Consider the following 14,222-nt stretch of genomic DNA (forward strand, 5'->3'; position numbering starts at 1 on the left):
ACCTTTTTTCAAACCGGACAGATTATAGAGTCGCATTTTGAATTGTCAAAAATTTATTTCAAAGGCAAGATTTGCACGGAAAAACGTTTAAGTGCTGCGAAAAGGTCGGCAAACCCACACCTGATGCTGGGGCTGCAGTGGCTCGTCATCATGCACCATGGCGCGCAGATAGCCGAGCCTGTGGTGCCCTTCCAGCAGACAGTAGGGGTGGGGCAGGGGCTGTCCGTTCGGGTAGCTGTCCCCTGCCGTCGATGCCAGCACTATGATGGGTTCTGGCCAGCTCCCTTCGCGCAACATCCTCTCCCCGAGCCAGGAGCTGCGCACGTAGCGGTTGCTGCGCAACATCTCGCCCCAGCGTTCGATCACCTCCATATGGCGGGAGTCTATCTGGTCGATGATCCGGGCGGTGGGCCAGCTCTCGCACTCGAACTGATGGCGGGCGAGATCGATAAAGCTCCAGTTGGACTCAAAACCGCGCCAATGGCGATAAATCCACTGGATGAGCACATTTTCGGGAATGAAGGGCACCAGCGGGGCGACCCGCGCCAGATAGTCGGGCAGCGTCTCGGTTTTGTTTTCATCCCTGAAGTTGAGCGGTGCAAGTTGTTGCAGTAACCGGTAATTGAGCATGTGCAGCCCCCTTCTTGCCTGGCCCCAAGCTTAACCCTACCCCCATTGCGGTCAGTTTCCTACCCAAACAAGGCTGTAAATACAGCAGGTTACCCATTGGAGCTGCATAAATTGGCAGGATCTGCTCGTCCTTTGCGCAATCGCACCGAAAGTGAGAAAAAAGCCTTTACCTTTGATCCCGGCTTTGTATAATTCGCCTCGTTTGTTGCAGGGGCGTAGTTCCAATTGGTAGAACAGCGGTCTCCAAAACCGATGGTTGCGGGTTCGAGTCCTGCCGCCCCTGCCATTTTTCAGAGAAGCCAGCTCATTGAGCTGGCTTTTCGCATTTGCGGGCCTGCCACTCTCCTTTTGCACATCCCTTGTGCCGCCTGCTCTCCTGGCCTGGTTGCTCTCTCCATACCCGTCTATCCCAACCGCTAGTCGCTATTGCGCCACTCTGCCCTGTCGTTTCTGGCAATCGTGCTGCCGGGCCCCCTGTGCTACATAACAGGGTCGGTGCCCTGGCATGCCGCTGGCAGGTCGGCACTCAATGCTCAAGCCGTGGATTGTGGGCGTGAACATCAGCTGAGGAGAGCGAACCATGAACAAGGCAGTGGAAACCCGATTGAACAAGTCCCGACCCGGCGGCTGGATCCCCCAGGATGGGGCCCATGTCGAGCGCTGGATCCGGCGGATCAAGCACTACGTGAACCAGCAGCCGAGGGCGCTGGTCCCCCCCATCGCCGAGCTGCGTGACCTGGTCAATGCCGACCCGGCGCTGCATGCCCAGGCCGAGGCCATGTTCAAGGAGGCCTGGCGCCACAAGCACCAGACCCCGCTCGGTCAGCCTGAGGTGCGTTCGTTCGAGGAGTTCCTCGGTCTGCTCAATGGCATCATGACCACGGCCCCCGAGGCCTATCAGGACATCCCCAGCCAGGAACCGTCCGGCCTCATCGGCTTTCCCATCAATGCCCTGCTCGACTGGCCCATGGCCACCCGCTCCGGCTACCAGTTTTTTGCCAATGCCCTGGTCAACCAGCAGTTCAAGAAGATCCTCGACTACTGGGCCCAGTTCCTGCAAAGCCCGGCTTCCCGCTATGTGCTGACCGAGCCGGTAAGCCGGCTGGATCGCGAGACCCTGGTGGTGCCCTGGCTCGGCAAGGCGGCCAAGGCCGAGATGGTGCAGGTGGCGAACGAAGCGGTCGGGGAGGGGCCCAACCCCACGCCGGGCAGCTTCGAGCAGATCTTCGAGTGCGAGCCGGCGGCCGAATACCACGGCTTCGGCTGCTGGGATGACTTCTTCACCCGACGTTTTCGGGCCGGAGTGCGGCCGGTCTCGGCGCCAACGGATGACAATGTCATCGTCAACGCCTGCGAATCGGCGCCGCTGCAGGTGCGCAAAGAGGTGAGCCGCAGCGATCAGTTCTGGCTCAAGGGGCAGCCCTATTCGCTGGAGAACATGCTCGATTTTGACGATCTGGCCCCCCGTTTCGAGGGCGGCACCGTCTATCAGGCCTTCCTCAGCGCGCTCAGCTACCACCGCTGGCACAGCCCGGTGAGCGGCACCATCCGCAAGGTACGCGTCGTCAACGGCACCTACTATCTGGAGAACCAGTTCGAAGGCTTTGCCGACCCGCAGGGGGCGGATCCCAGCGCCCCCAACAACTCCCAGCCGTTCCTCACCTCGGTGGCGACCCGGGCACTCATCTTCATCGAGGCGGACAACCCCAAAATCGGCCTGATGTGCGTGGTACCGGTGGGGATGGCCGAGGTGTCGAGCTGCGAGATCACGGTGCAGGCGGGGGACAGGGTGAAGAAGGGGGATCCGCTCGGCATGTTCCACTTCGGCGGCTCCACCCACTGTCTGCTGTTTCGCCCCGGCGTCAGGCTGGAGTTTGACTTTCATGGTCAGACCCCAGGGCTGGATGCGACCAATATGCGGCTCAATACCGCCATCGCCCGGGTCAAGTAGCCCTGCCGGGCAGAGTATGGGAGGCCGCCTGCGGGCGGCCTTGTTGCATTCAGGCCTGCTGCCGGAGGAGCAGATCCAGATAGGCGCCTTCTATCAGCCGGGAGGGCTCAACTCCAAGCTGCGCCATGATGTCGTTGGCTTCCTGCATCCCCGCCTCAAGCGGCTCGTCCTCCTCCAGCACCACCTCCAGTTCGAGGAAGTGGCCGAGCCCCTGCACCCGATCGAGATGGATCCGGGTTCTGCCGACCAGCAACAGGGTGCGCTTCTTCTGCACCCTGCCGATCTGGCCCCAGGCCAGGCTGAGGGTCTCCCGCAGGCGATCCGGTTCATGTGTCGTGGTCAGCTGATAGAAGCTCTCCTTGGGGCCTTGTTGATCGGCGCGGCGGTAGAAGATGAGCTCGCCGGCCGAGGGGGACAAGGTTCGCAGCTTCAGACGACCGGCGTCACAGCGAAAGAAGGTGTCATCCTGCTCGATCTCGACGGGGCCCTGATCGGCGATGGCGAGTGCCTTGGGGAGCAGGTCATCTATCCGCTCTATGCTGGCTTTTATCTCGATATTTCGGGGCATGGCAGGCTTATCCATCAGGGTTTGAAGGAGTCCAACCTAGCACGGATTGCGTCCCTGCATAGCCATTTGTCGAGATGGATATCGGCCGAAGAGTGGGTGGTTTTTCGTGAGCTGTGGCACAACCTGTTGCCGAGTCATGATAAATCGACAGGATTCACTAAAGTCTGTTCAGCATGTGGCCGATAGCCTTGATTAAACAAGGGTCTCTCCCTGGCCCGTCACAACAACAAGGATCCGTAGTCATGACACTTTCGTTGCGCGGCAAGCTGCTGGCCACCAGTCTGGGGGTGGTGCTGCTGATGGCCTCACTGCTCGGCATCGTTGCCTTTCACACCCTCAAATCCCGCACCATGAGCGCCATCCAGAGCGAGGCGGTCAACTATGGCCACGCCTACTCGGTCGCCATCGGCGACTGGATGGCGGATCGCAAGAACACGGTGCACGCGCTGGTGAACCTGATCGCCGACAACCCGCAGGCCGAGCTGGTGCCGCACCTGAAGCAGGCCTACACCTCGGGCGGGTTCGGGCTCACCTACTTTGGCTCGACCCAGGGGGTGATGACCCGCCAGGACCCCTCCCTCAATACCGGCAACTATGACCCGCGCGAGCGCCCCTGGTATCAGGACGCGGTGAAGGCGGGGCAGCTCATCGTCACCGCTCCCTATGTCAGCGTCACCATGCAGAAGCTGGTGGTCACCCTCTCCGAACCGGTACGCCATCAGGGCGAGCTGGTCGGCGCCGTGGGGGCCAACCTGGCGCTCGACAAGCTGATCGACGAGGTACTGGCGATGCAGGTGCAGGGGGATGGGTACGCCATGCTGCTCGACAGCAGCGGCCTCATCGTCGGTCACCCCAACAAGGAGCTGGCGCTCAAGCAGATAGCTGAGCTCTCCCCCGAGCTGTCGGCGGCCACCTTCCAGCAGTGGGGCCGCGAGAACAACGAGCTGCACGCCGCCACCCTCGACGGGCGCGACGTGCTGCTGGCAGTGCAACCGGTGGCGGGCACCGACTGGCTGCTGGCCATGGTGATGTATCGCGACGTGCTGGAGGCACCGCTCGCCACCCTGCTGTGGCAACTGGTGGGGCTGACCCTGGTACTGATGCTGGTGTTCAGCGCCCTGCTCACCGCCATGTTCAAGTATCTGTTTGCCGATCTGGGCCGGGTCGCTGGCGCGCTGCACGACATCGCCCACGGCGAGGGGGACCTCACTGTCCACATCAACACCCGCAGCAAGGACGAGGTGGGTCAGCTGGCGGAGAGCTTCAACCAGTTCGTGGCGCGGCTGCACGGCATCGTCAGCCGGTTGCGTGACGTCACCGTCGAGCTGGCGGCCCAGTCCCGCGCCCAGGCGGCCGGGGCTCAGTCCCGCAGCCAGCGGGTGCGCCAGCAGCAGGACGAGATCGTGATGGTGGCCACCGCGGTGACCGAGATGGCCTCCGCCACTCAGGAGATCGCCGGCAACGCCGAGTTTGCCGCCACTACCTCGGGCGATGCGGTCAAGCTGGCGGTATCCGGCCAGTCGCAGGTCGGCCAGAGTCAGCGCAGCATCACGGGGCTCGCGGACGAAGTGGCCGACGCCAGCCAGATCATTGTGGAGCTGGATGCCCATGCCCAGAAGATCAGCGGCATTCTGGCCACCATCAGCGGTATCGCCGAGCAGACCAACCTGCTGGCGCTCAACGCCGCCATCGAAGCGGCCCGGGCCGGCGAGCAGGGGCGCGGCTTTGCGGTGGTGGCGGACGAGGTGCGGGTGCTGTCGCGCCGCACCCACGACTCCACCGACGAGATCCAGCAGATGATCGAGACCCTGCAGCAGACCACCCGCCGGGCGGTGGGCGGCATGGAGACCAGCCGCCAGCTGGCGGGGACCAGCGTGGAGGATGCGGAGTCCGCCAACCAGAGCCTGGCGCGGATCAACGAGGCGATCGGTTCCATCAGCGACATGGCGACCCAGATTGCGGCGGCGGCCGAAGAGCAGACCTCGGTCACCAGCGAGATCAGCCGCAACACCGAGAACATCCGCCACGTCTCCCAGGAGCTGGCCGAGCAGGCCAATCAGGAGGCGGCGCAGGCGGCCGAATTGAAGGGGCTGACCGAGCGGCTGGAGCAGGAGATTGGCCGCTTCCGGCTCTGATCCTTAGACAATCTTCCATGAAAAAGGGCAGCCCGCGGGCTGCCCTTTGTTATTTCACGACAGGCTCAGAGGTCTGCTTGACCCAGATGAGTTGATCGGTGGCAAAGCCCAGCGATGCCGCCTTGGCGACCAGCGCATCCACGTTGGCCTTGGGTGGATTGGGGGAGCGGGCGAGGATCCAGAGGTAGTCGTGGTTGTAGCTGGTCACCAGCGAGAGCTGGTAGTCGGGGTCGAGCTCGATGACGTTGTAGCCGCCATAGAAGGGGCCGAAGAAGCTCACCTTGAGCCGTGCCTCGTCCGGCTTGTCGACGAAGTAGGCCTTGCCCTCGGCTTTGCGCCAGCTGCCATCGCTCTGCTTGCCGCGGTTGAGCACCCTGACGCCGCCGTCGTCGCGCAGGCTGTAGGTGGCGCTCACCTGCTCCAGTCCGTGCTCGAAGCTATGGTCGAGGCGGGCGATCTCGTACCAGGTGCCGAGGTAGCGGTCGAGCTGGAAGCCGGTAACGGGGCGGATGCCGTCGGCGAGGCCGGTACAGGCCGTCAGCAGGCAGGCGGTGAGCAGGCAAAGCAGTGCACGCATGAACAATTCCTCTCTGGTTATCCCTCTATGATGCGCAGCTGGCCTTCCCGAAAGCGGGAGGCCTGATCCGTCGGCGTGCTGCCGAAGAAGCGCTTGTACTCCCGGCTGAACTGGGAGTTGCTCTCGTAGCCGACCCTGGCCGCCGCGGTGCCCGCCTTGATGCCGTCGTGCAGCATCATCATCCGCGCCTTGTGGAGGCGAAACGACTTGATGTACTGCAGCGGCGAGGTGGCGGTGACCGCCTTGAAGTGGTGGTGGAAGGCGGAGACGCTCATGTTCACCTCCCGCGCCAGCTCCTCCATGGTCAGGTTGTCGGCGAAACGCTGCTCTATCATACGCAGCACCCGAGCGATCTGGCCCACATGGTTGTGGCGGTTGGCGAGCGCCTGCAGCGCCGGGCCACCCCCTTCGTGCAGGGCGTAGAACAGCATCTCCCGTACCGTCTGCGGCCCCAGCACCCGGGCGTGATGGGGCTTGTCCATCAGATCGATCAGCCGTTCGGCGGCGCAGAACATGGCCTCCGACAGGGGCACCGAATGCACGCCGCTCTTCTGCGGAGCGGGAGCAGGCAGGGCATCCCCCAGCTCCAGCAACAGCTCCTGCAGGGTCACCAGGTTGATCTCGAGGGAGAAGCCGATGAGGGGCTGCTCGGGGGAGGCGAAACACTCGCACTCGCAGGGCAGCGGCAGGGTCATCAGCAGGTAGTGGTTGGGGTCGTAGCGAAACACCTGGTCCGCCAGATAGCCCACCTTGTGTCCCTGCAGGATCACTATCATCCGCGGCTGGTAGAGTACAGGGGTGCGGCCGTGGTATTCGGTGGTGTAGATGAGGCTCACCTGATCCACCGGCGAGGGAGTGATGCCGGGAGCGGTGACGTGGCGAGTCAGCTTGGCGGCGAGGTCGGTGTAGCGTGTCTGCATGGGATGCTCTTGGAGTCTGTTCTGGCTGCTTTGTAGAAATAGGCAAAGAACTAGCAGGATGTTGTCTTGATGGTATTGGTTGTCTGGAGAAAAATGCAATTACATTTTTGCGGCCTGGCCGCCAGAGACTAAAAAGGCAATGTCGATGAACAACTTCACCCTGCATACCCCGACCAAGATCCTGTTCGGCAAGGGCCAGGTCGCCCAGCTGCGTGAACAGCTGCCGCGCGACGCCCGCATCCTCATCACCTACGGTGGCGGCAGCGTGGTGCGCAGCGGCCTGCTGGCCCAGATCCGCAGCGAACTGGCCGGCATGACCCTGTTTGAATTCGGCGGCATCGAGCCCAACCCCACCTACGAGACCCTGATGGGGGCGGTCGAGCTGGCCCGCGCCGAGCGGGTCGACTTCCTGCTGGCCGTCGGCGGCGGCTCCGTGCTGGACGGCACCAAGTTCATCGCCGCGGCTGCCCATTATGATCCGGCCCGGGATCCCTGGCACATCCTCGAGACAGTGGGCAACGAAGTGCGCTCCGCCATCCCGCTCGGCGCCGTGCTGACCCTGCCGGCCACCGGTTCCGAGATGAACATGGGTGCCGTGGTGACCCGGCGCAGCAGCGGCGACAAGGTGCACTTCTTCTCGCCCTTCGTGATGCCGCGCTTTGCCGTGCTCGACCCCGTGCTCACCTACACCCTGCCGGCCCGTCAGGTGGCCAACGGGGTGGTGGATGCCTTCGTGCACATCCTGGAGCAGTACCTCACCTACCCGGTCAACGCCAAGGTGCAGGATCGCTTCGCCGAGGGCCTGCTGCTGACCCTGCTGGAAGAGGGCCCCAAGGCGCTGGTGGAACCGGAAAACTACGAGGTGCGCGCCAACATCATGTGGAGTGCCACCCTGGCGCTGAACGGCCTGATCGGAGCCGGTGTACCGCAGGACTGGGCCACCCACATGCTGGGCCACGAGATCACCGCCCTGCACGGCCTCGACCACGCCCAGACCCTGGCGGTGGTGCTGCCGGCCCTGCTGCAGGCCAAGCGCCAGCAGAAACACGCCAAGCTGCTGCAATACGCCGAGCGGGTGTGGGATCTGCGCAGTGGCAGCGAGGCTGAGCGCATCGACGACGCCATCGCCGCCACCCGCGACTTCTTCGAGCGGATGGGGATCAAGACCCGGCTGCGGGATTACGGCGTGGCGGACGCAGGAATTGATACCCTGCTCGGCAAGCTGGCGGAACACGGCATGATCGCCATCGGCGAGCATGGCGATATCGACCTGGTGCAGAGCCAGCATATTTATGAGGCGGCCTGGTAAGCCGGGCACACCGGTCAGTCACCATCGAAACGATTAAATAACAGGGGCCGGATCCGCCTATTTGGCGGGTAGACGGCCCCTTGTCTGTTACAAAACAGTTACTTTTTTCGTTTTCGGCCTGATATCTGTGATCCGTGCGGATTTCGTAAGAACAAAAAGCGCTAAGATAGAGGGCCGGTAAAACATTTTTTTTGACTGGTTGGATCACTTTTTCCAGCGCTTTTTACTGGTATAAGTCGCTAATTTGGTTTGTTTTTTTAAATCATGGTCCGGGACGGGCTGAATTCTGTACGCGCGCTGCCGGGACTGCGGTTGTAATAAAACTCCAAAATTTGATACTAATCACCTTCGCGCCTGAAAAGCGGGGGCCTGACCATGACAGGAGGTTGAGGTAAAGCCTACTGATTTTCATAACAAAGGGCCCGTGACCTGCACTTTGGTCATGTCTTGTTTCGCCAGAAATGCGACACTGGGCAGCGATTGTTTATTAACCATCAGGGAATAGTCATGCAGATTGGAATACCGAGAGAGAGTCTCGCCGGTGAGACCCGGGTCGCAGCGACCCCGGCCACCGTTGAGCAGCTGAAAAAGCTCGGCTTCGAGGTCGCTATCGAGGCCGGTGCCGGCCTGCTGGCCAGCTTCGATGATGCCGCCTTCGAGGCTGCCGGTGCCAGCGTGGTGCCGAGCGTCTGGCAAGCCGACCTCATCTTCAAGGTCAATGCGCCGACCGATGCCGAGATCGCACAAATTAAAGATGGTGCCACTCTGGTGAGCTTCATCTGGCCCGCCCAGAACCCTGAGCTGGTCAAAAAGCTGTCCGAGCGCAACATCAATGTGATGGCGATGGACATGGTGCCGCGGATCTCCCGTGCCCAGTCCCTCGATGCCCTCTCCTCCATGGCCAACATCGGTGGCTATCGCGCCGTCGTTGAAGCCGCGCACCAGTTTGGTCGCTTCTTCACCGGCCAGATCACCGCCGCCGGTAAAGTGCCGCCCGCCAAGGTGCTGGTGATCGGTGCCGGTGTCGCCGGTCTGGCCGCCATCGGTACTGCCGGTTCCCTCGGTGCCATCGTGCGTGCGTTCGATACCCGTCTGGAAGTGGCCGAGCAGATCGAGTCCATGGGTGGCGAATTCCTCAAGCTCGACTTCGGCGGCGAGGATGGTTCCTCCTCCGATGGTTATGCCAAGGTCATGAGCGAAGAGTTCATCGCGGCCGAGATGGCGCTGTTTGCCCAGCAGGCCAAGGAAGTGGACATCATCATCACCACCGCCCTGATCCCGGGCAAGCCGGCACCCAAGCTGATCACCAAAGAGATGGTGGACAGCATGAAGCCGGGTTCCGTCATCGTGGACATGGCTGCCCAGGCTGGCGGCAACTGCGAATACACGGTATCGGGTGAACTGCATGTCACCGACAACGGCGTCAAGGTGATCGGTTACACCGATCTGCCGGGTCGTCTGCCTGCCCAATCCTCCCAGCTCTACGGTACCAACCTGGTCAACCTGATGAAGCTGATGTGCAAGGAGAAGGACGGCAACGTCGCCATCGACTTCGAAGACGTGGTGCAGCGCAACATGACGGTGATCCAGGCCGGTGAAGTGACCTTCCCGCCGCCCGCCATCTCCGTCTCTGCCGCCCCGCAGAAGCCAGCCGCCGCCAAACCGGCTGCCAAGAAAGAAGAGGCCAAACCCTCCAACAAGAAGTTCGTGTTCGGTGCCCTCGGCATCGCCGCCTTCGGCTGGGTTGCTGCCGTGGCGCCTGCCGCGTTCCTCTCTCACTTCACCGTATTCATCCTGGCCTGTGTGGTCGGTTACTACGTGGTGTGGAACGTCTCTCACGCCCTGCACACGCCGCTGATGTCGGTCACCAATGCCATCTCCGGCATTATCGTGGTCGGTGCCCTGCTGCAGATTGGGCAAGGGTCGACCCTGGTCACTGCATTGGCCTTCATCGCCGTGCTGATTGCCAGTATCAACATCTTCGGCGGCTTCACCGTCACTCAGCGCATGCTGAAGATGTTCCGTAAGGATTAAGGGGGTTTAACGTGTCTCAAGGACTGGTAACAGCATCCTATATCGTTGCCGCCGTGCTCTTCATCCTCAGTCTCGCGGGACTGTCGAAGCAAGAGACGGCCAAACATGGCAACCTGTTCGGTATCGCGGGTATGGCCATCGCCCTGCTCGCCACCGTATTCAACCCGGAAACCAGTGGCGTTCACTGGATCATCCTGGCCATGGTGATCGGCGGTGCCATCGGCGTGCGTCTGGCGCTCAAGGTCGAGATGACCGAAATGCCCGAGCTGGTGGCCGTGCTGCACAGCTTCGTGGGTATGGCGGCCGTGCTGGTGGGCTTCAACAGCTTCATCGATCTGCACCCGTCTGCTCCGGCTGAAGTGGTGGTCTCTGTCGGTTCCAACCTGGATGCCACTCTGGCTGCGGCCCGCGCCGCCTTCGAACAGGCCAACAGCGTCGCCCAGGTCGAGCACCTGACCGGCGCCATGCTGAACATCCACCTGGTGGAAGTGTTCCTGGGCGTCTTCATCGGTGCGGTGACCTTCACCGGTTCCGTGGTGGCGTTCGGCAAGCTGCGTGGCCTGATCTCTTCCAAGCCGCTGATGCTGCCGCACCGCCACAAGCTGAACCTGCTGGCCGTGGTGGTCTCCATCGCGCTGATGATCCACTTCGTCAACGCCGGTGGCTCCACCTTCGCCCTGCTGGTGATGACCCTGATCGCCTTCGCCTTCGGCTGGCACCTGGTTGCCTCCATCGGCGGCGCCGACATGCCGGTGGTGGTCTCCATGCTGAACTCCTACTCCGGTTGGGCGGCGGCGGCGGCGGGCTTCATGCTCTCCAACGACCTGCTGATCGTCACCGGTGCCCTGGTGGGTTCTTCCGGTGCGATCCTCTCCTACATCATGTGCAAGGCGATGAACCGCTCCTTCATCTCCGTGATCGCCGGTGGCTTCGGCTCCGACGGTGTGGCCTCCACGGCCGACCAGGAGATGGGCGAATACCGCGAGACCAGCGCCGAAGACGTGGCCGAGCTGCTGAAAAACTCCAGCTCCGTCATCATTACCCCGGGCTACGGCATGGCGGTGGCACAGGCCCAGTATCCGGTGGCCGAGATCACCCAGAAGCTGCGTGACCGCGGCGTCAAGGTGCGCTTCGGTATTCACCCGGTTGCCGGTCGTCTGCCTGGCCACATGAACGTGCTGCTGGCGGAAGCGAAAGTCCCGTACGACATCGTGCTGGAAATGGACGAAATCAACGAAGACTTCAGCGATACCGACACCGTGCTGGTGATCGGTGCCAACGACACCGTCAACCCGGCTGCCATGGAAGATCCGGGTAGCCCCATCGCCGGCATGCCGGTGCTGGAAGTGTGGAAGGCGCAGAACGTCATCGGCTTCAAGCGTTCCATGAACACTGGCTATGCCGGTGTGCAGAACCCGCTGTTCTTCAAAGAGAACACCCAGATGCTGTTCGGCGATGCCAAGGCCAGCGTCGAGGCCATCCTGAAAGCGCTGTAAGCGCCGGAGAGGAAAGCAAAAAGGAGGCTGCGGCCTCCTTTTTTATTACTTACTTTTTGGTATATCCTCAGCCAATGCACAGAGGGAGAGCGTGGCATGGTGTGGCGGAAAGGATGGATCCTGTTTTGTCTCTGGTGGGGGAGCCTGGTGCAGGCCGCCGAGCCGCCGACCCTGACTCTGCTCACCGAACTGTGGCCGCCTTATGTGATGCGCCTCGACGACGGCAGTCTGGGTGGTGCCGATCTTGAGCTGGCCCGCACCGTGCTCAAACGGATGGGCTACCAGACCACGGTCAAGGTGCTGCCCTGGAAGCGGGTGCTGCAGGAGGCCAGGTTCCAGCGCGGCGATGCCGTGGTCGACGTCTTCTTCGAGGAGCGGCGGCTGGAGTGGCTGCACTATCCGGATGAACCCCTCTCCCAGAGCGGCGAAGTGATCTTCTTCCCCTTCAGCAAGCCTGTCGACTATCAGAGCCTGGAGAGCCTCAAGGGGCTGCGTATCGGCACCCAGGCAGATTACGCCTATGGCGAGCCCTTCCTGACCTCGGCCCTGTTCACCCGGGTGCCCATGACCGGGGAGAGCAACATGATCAAGCAGCTGCACCTGATGATGGCCGGCCGGCTGGATGCGGTGGTGATGAACCAGATAGTGGGCCGTTACCTGCTCAAGGGGCAGGGGCTGCAGGATCAGGTAGGTCACAGCGAAAAGATGGTGACCGAGAGCAACCGCAACTTTCTCGCCTTTACCCACAGGCCCGGCAACGAACGGCTGGCCTATCAGTTTTCCCTCGCCCTCAAGGCCTTCAAGCAGACCCCCGAGTATCAGGCCCTGCTGACCCGCTACGGGCTCTGACCCCGTCTTGAACCGGCGGTACCGGGCCGCTATCGCCTTGTTGTGCGCCTGTTCACATTTTGTGGCACTTCACCGCCAGTGGGGCATAATGCCTGTGCAAAAAGCGAGTCGGCTCAATTTTATTTGAGTCCTATTGCTTTAGCGTTACCAAAAGTTGATCGGATTGCCCAGCGCCGCAGCGGCTCCGATCATAGGCGTGGCCCTCATTCGGCTGCCGCCAGCCCGGCATCTCCCGCCATACTGGTTATATGTCGCTCCGCCGTTGCACGGCGGGCCGGACAGCACAATACACGCCCCCATGCGGGCACCATGAACATGAGACACATCGCAATGAACGCACAATGGACCGACTTTATTACCCTGCTCAAGCGTGAAGTGGTGCCGGCCCTTGGCTGCACCGAGCCCATGTCGGTGGCGCTGGCGGCGGCCAACTGCCGCAAGCTGCTGGGGCAGGTGCCGACCCGCGTCAGCGTCTGGGTCAGCGGCAACCTGTTCAAGAACGGCATGGGGGTCGGGGTGCCGGGCACCGGCATGATAGGGCTGCCGGTGGCAGCGGCGGTCGGCATCACCGGCGGCAACCCGGATGCCGGGCTGGAGGTGCTCAAGACCCTCACACCGGATCAGGTCGAGGCCGCCAAGGCGCTGCTGCCCGCCATCAAGGTGGACGTGAAGGACGTGCCGGACGTGCTCTACGCCGAGGTGCTGGCGGAAGTGGACGGCCACAGCGCCCGGGTGGTGATCTGTACCGACCACACCCGCATCATCCTGATGGAGCGCGATGGCGAGGTGCTGATGGCGCAGGACAGTGCCCCTGGCGTGCAGATCCAGGCCGCCCCTGCTAGCAAGCCCGCCATGACCCTGCGCGAGATTGTCGAGTTCGCCCTGCAGGTGCCGCTGGTCGAGATCGACTTCATCCGCGAGGCGGCTACCATGAACCAGGCGCTGGCGGACGAAGGGCTGCAGGGGTATGGCCTGCGCATCGGCAAGATCCTCACCGAGCAGGTGGAGCGCAAGCTGCTCTCCGATGATCTGATGACCCTGGCCATGCGCCTCTCTTCCGCCGCCTCCGACGCGCGGATGGATGGCGCCATGCTGCCCGCCATGTCCAACTCGGGCTCCGGCAACCAGGGCATTGCCGCCACCATGCCGGTGGTCGCCGCCGCCCGCTTCCTCAAGGCGAGCGACGAGCAGCTGACTCGGGCGCTGGTGATGAGCCACCTGGTCGCCATCTACATCAAGACCTACCAGAACAAGCTGTCGGCCCTCTGTGCCGCCAGCACCGCCGCCATGGGGGCGGGGGCCGCCATCACCTGGCTGCTGGGTGGTCAGTTCGAGCAAATTAGTCACTGCATCAACAACATGATTGGTGACGTTTCCGGTATCATCTGCGACGGTGCCGGCAGCGCCTGTTCCATGAAGGTCTCTACCTCCACCTCGGCGGCGGTGAAATCCTCGCTGATGGCCATCAACAATCTGCGGGTCCCCCAGAGCGAAGGCATCGTCTCCGACGATGTGGATCAGACCATCGCCAACCTGGGCCGCCTCTCCAAACAGGGGATGCTGGATACCGATATCGAGATCATCAACATCATGCGGGCCAAGCAACAAGGCAAGGCCGAGTGATGCAAGAGGGTGGCGCAGGCCACCCTCCGTTTTTCTGCCAGTTGACGCCACCCCGGCCATACCGGGGGGCGCGCCGCCACGACGCGGCAGGTTTCAGGGAGGAGTGCGTACTGGGCACTCGTCCGCACAC

Annotated in this window: 11 protein-coding genes and 1 tRNA gene; 8 read left to right on the forward strand and 4 right to left on the reverse strand. The window is 62.4% G+C overall.

Going from position 1 to position 14,222, the window contains the following annotated elements; genetic code table 11:
- Positions 1–87: 87 nt before the first annotated feature.
- Positions 88–630, reverse strand: coding sequence for a hypothetical protein (locus I6L38_RS20575; RefSeq protein WP_216988888.1), 543 nt, complete (start codon positions 628–630; stop codon positions 88–90).
- A gap of 209 nt (positions 631–839) precedes the next feature.
- Between I6L38_RS20575 and I6L38_RS20580 the strand changes: the two genes are divergently transcribed.
- Both I6L38_RS20580 and I6L38_RS20585 read left to right on the forward strand, forming a co-directional pair.
- Positions 840–916 (forward strand) — tRNA-Trp (locus I6L38_RS20580).
- Between the two features lie 294 nt (positions 917–1,210).
- Positions 1,211–2,581, forward strand: coding sequence for a phosphatidylserine decarboxylase family protein (locus I6L38_RS20585; RefSeq protein WP_216988889.1), 1,371 nt, complete (start codon positions 1,211–1,213; stop codon positions 2,579–2,581).
- A gap of 49 nt (positions 2,582–2,630) precedes the next feature.
- On the opposite strand, the gene I6L38_RS20590 is transcribed toward I6L38_RS20585, so the two are convergent.
- The gene (locus tag I6L38_RS20590; protein WP_043170611.1) at positions 2,631–3,149 is read right to left on the reverse strand and encodes a class IV adenylate cyclase; all 519 of its coding nucleotides are present in this window, start codon (positions 3,147–3,149) and stop codon (positions 2,631–2,633) included.
- A gap of 242 nt (positions 3,150–3,391) precedes the next feature.
- Here I6L38_RS20590 and I6L38_RS20595 point away from each other — a divergent pair, with 242 nt between their 5' ends.
- Positions 3,392–5,284, forward strand: a complete 1,893-nt coding sequence (locus I6L38_RS20595) for a methyl-accepting chemotaxis protein (RefSeq protein ID WP_043170612.1) — start codon at positions 3,392–3,394, stop codon at positions 5,282–5,284.
- 49 nt (positions 5,285–5,333) lie between these two features.
- On the opposite strand, the gene I6L38_RS20600 is transcribed toward I6L38_RS20595, so the two are convergent.
- Entirely contained in the window at positions 5,334–5,861 is a 528-nt protein-coding gene (locus I6L38_RS20600; RefSeq protein ID WP_216988890.1) for a lipocalin family protein, read from the reverse strand.
- Between the two features lie 17 nt (positions 5,862–5,878).
- Entirely contained in the window at positions 5,879–6,781 is a 903-nt protein-coding gene (locus tag I6L38_RS20605) for an AraC family transcriptional regulator (protein WP_019839392.1), read from the reverse strand.
- A 145-nt stretch (positions 6,782–6,926) separates the two neighbouring features.
- Here I6L38_RS20605 and yqhD point away from each other — a divergent pair, with 145 nt between their 5' ends.
- From yqhD to I6L38_RS20630, 5 genes are all read left to right on the forward strand, one after another.
- On the forward strand, positions 6,927–8,090 hold the full coding sequence (gene yqhD / locus I6L38_RS20610; RefSeq protein WP_043170614.1) for an alcohol dehydrogenase: 1,164 nt from the start codon (positions 6,927–6,929) through the stop codon (positions 8,088–8,090).
- Between the two features lie 507 nt (positions 8,091–8,597).
- On the forward strand, positions 8,598–10,124 hold the full coding sequence (gene pntA, locus I6L38_RS20615; RefSeq protein ID WP_010635814.1) for a Re/Si-specific NAD(P)(+) transhydrogenase subunit alpha: 1,527 nt from the start codon (positions 8,598–8,600) through the stop codon (positions 10,122–10,124).
- 11 nt (positions 10,125–10,135) lie between these two features.
- Positions 10,136–11,620 carry a Re/Si-specific NAD(P)(+) transhydrogenase subunit beta gene (gene pntB, locus I6L38_RS20620; protein WP_005306445.1) on the forward strand — a complete coding sequence of 495 codons (1,485 nt, stop codon included), beginning with the start codon at positions 10,136–10,138 and terminating at the stop codon, positions 11,618–11,620.
- A gap of 96 nt (positions 11,621–11,716) precedes the next feature.
- Positions 11,717–12,469 carry an ABC transporter substrate-binding protein gene (locus I6L38_RS20625; RefSeq protein ID WP_017781197.1) on the forward strand — a complete coding sequence of 251 codons (753 nt, stop codon included), beginning with the start codon at positions 11,717–11,719 and terminating at the stop codon, positions 12,467–12,469.
- Positions 12,470–12,784: 315 nt separating this feature from the next.
- Complete coding sequence (locus I6L38_RS20630) at positions 12,785–14,092, forward strand: serine dehydratase subunit alpha family protein (protein ID WP_043170633.1); 1,308 nt, start codon at positions 12,785–12,787, stop codon at positions 14,090–14,092.
- The last annotated feature ends 130 nt before the right edge of the window (positions 14,093–14,222 follow it).

It is taken from the genome of Aeromonas sp. FDAARGOS 1408, from assembly GCF_019048665.1.
Lineage (GTDB): Bacteria > Pseudomonadota > Gammaproteobacteria > Enterobacterales > Aeromonadaceae > Aeromonas > Aeromonas dhakensis.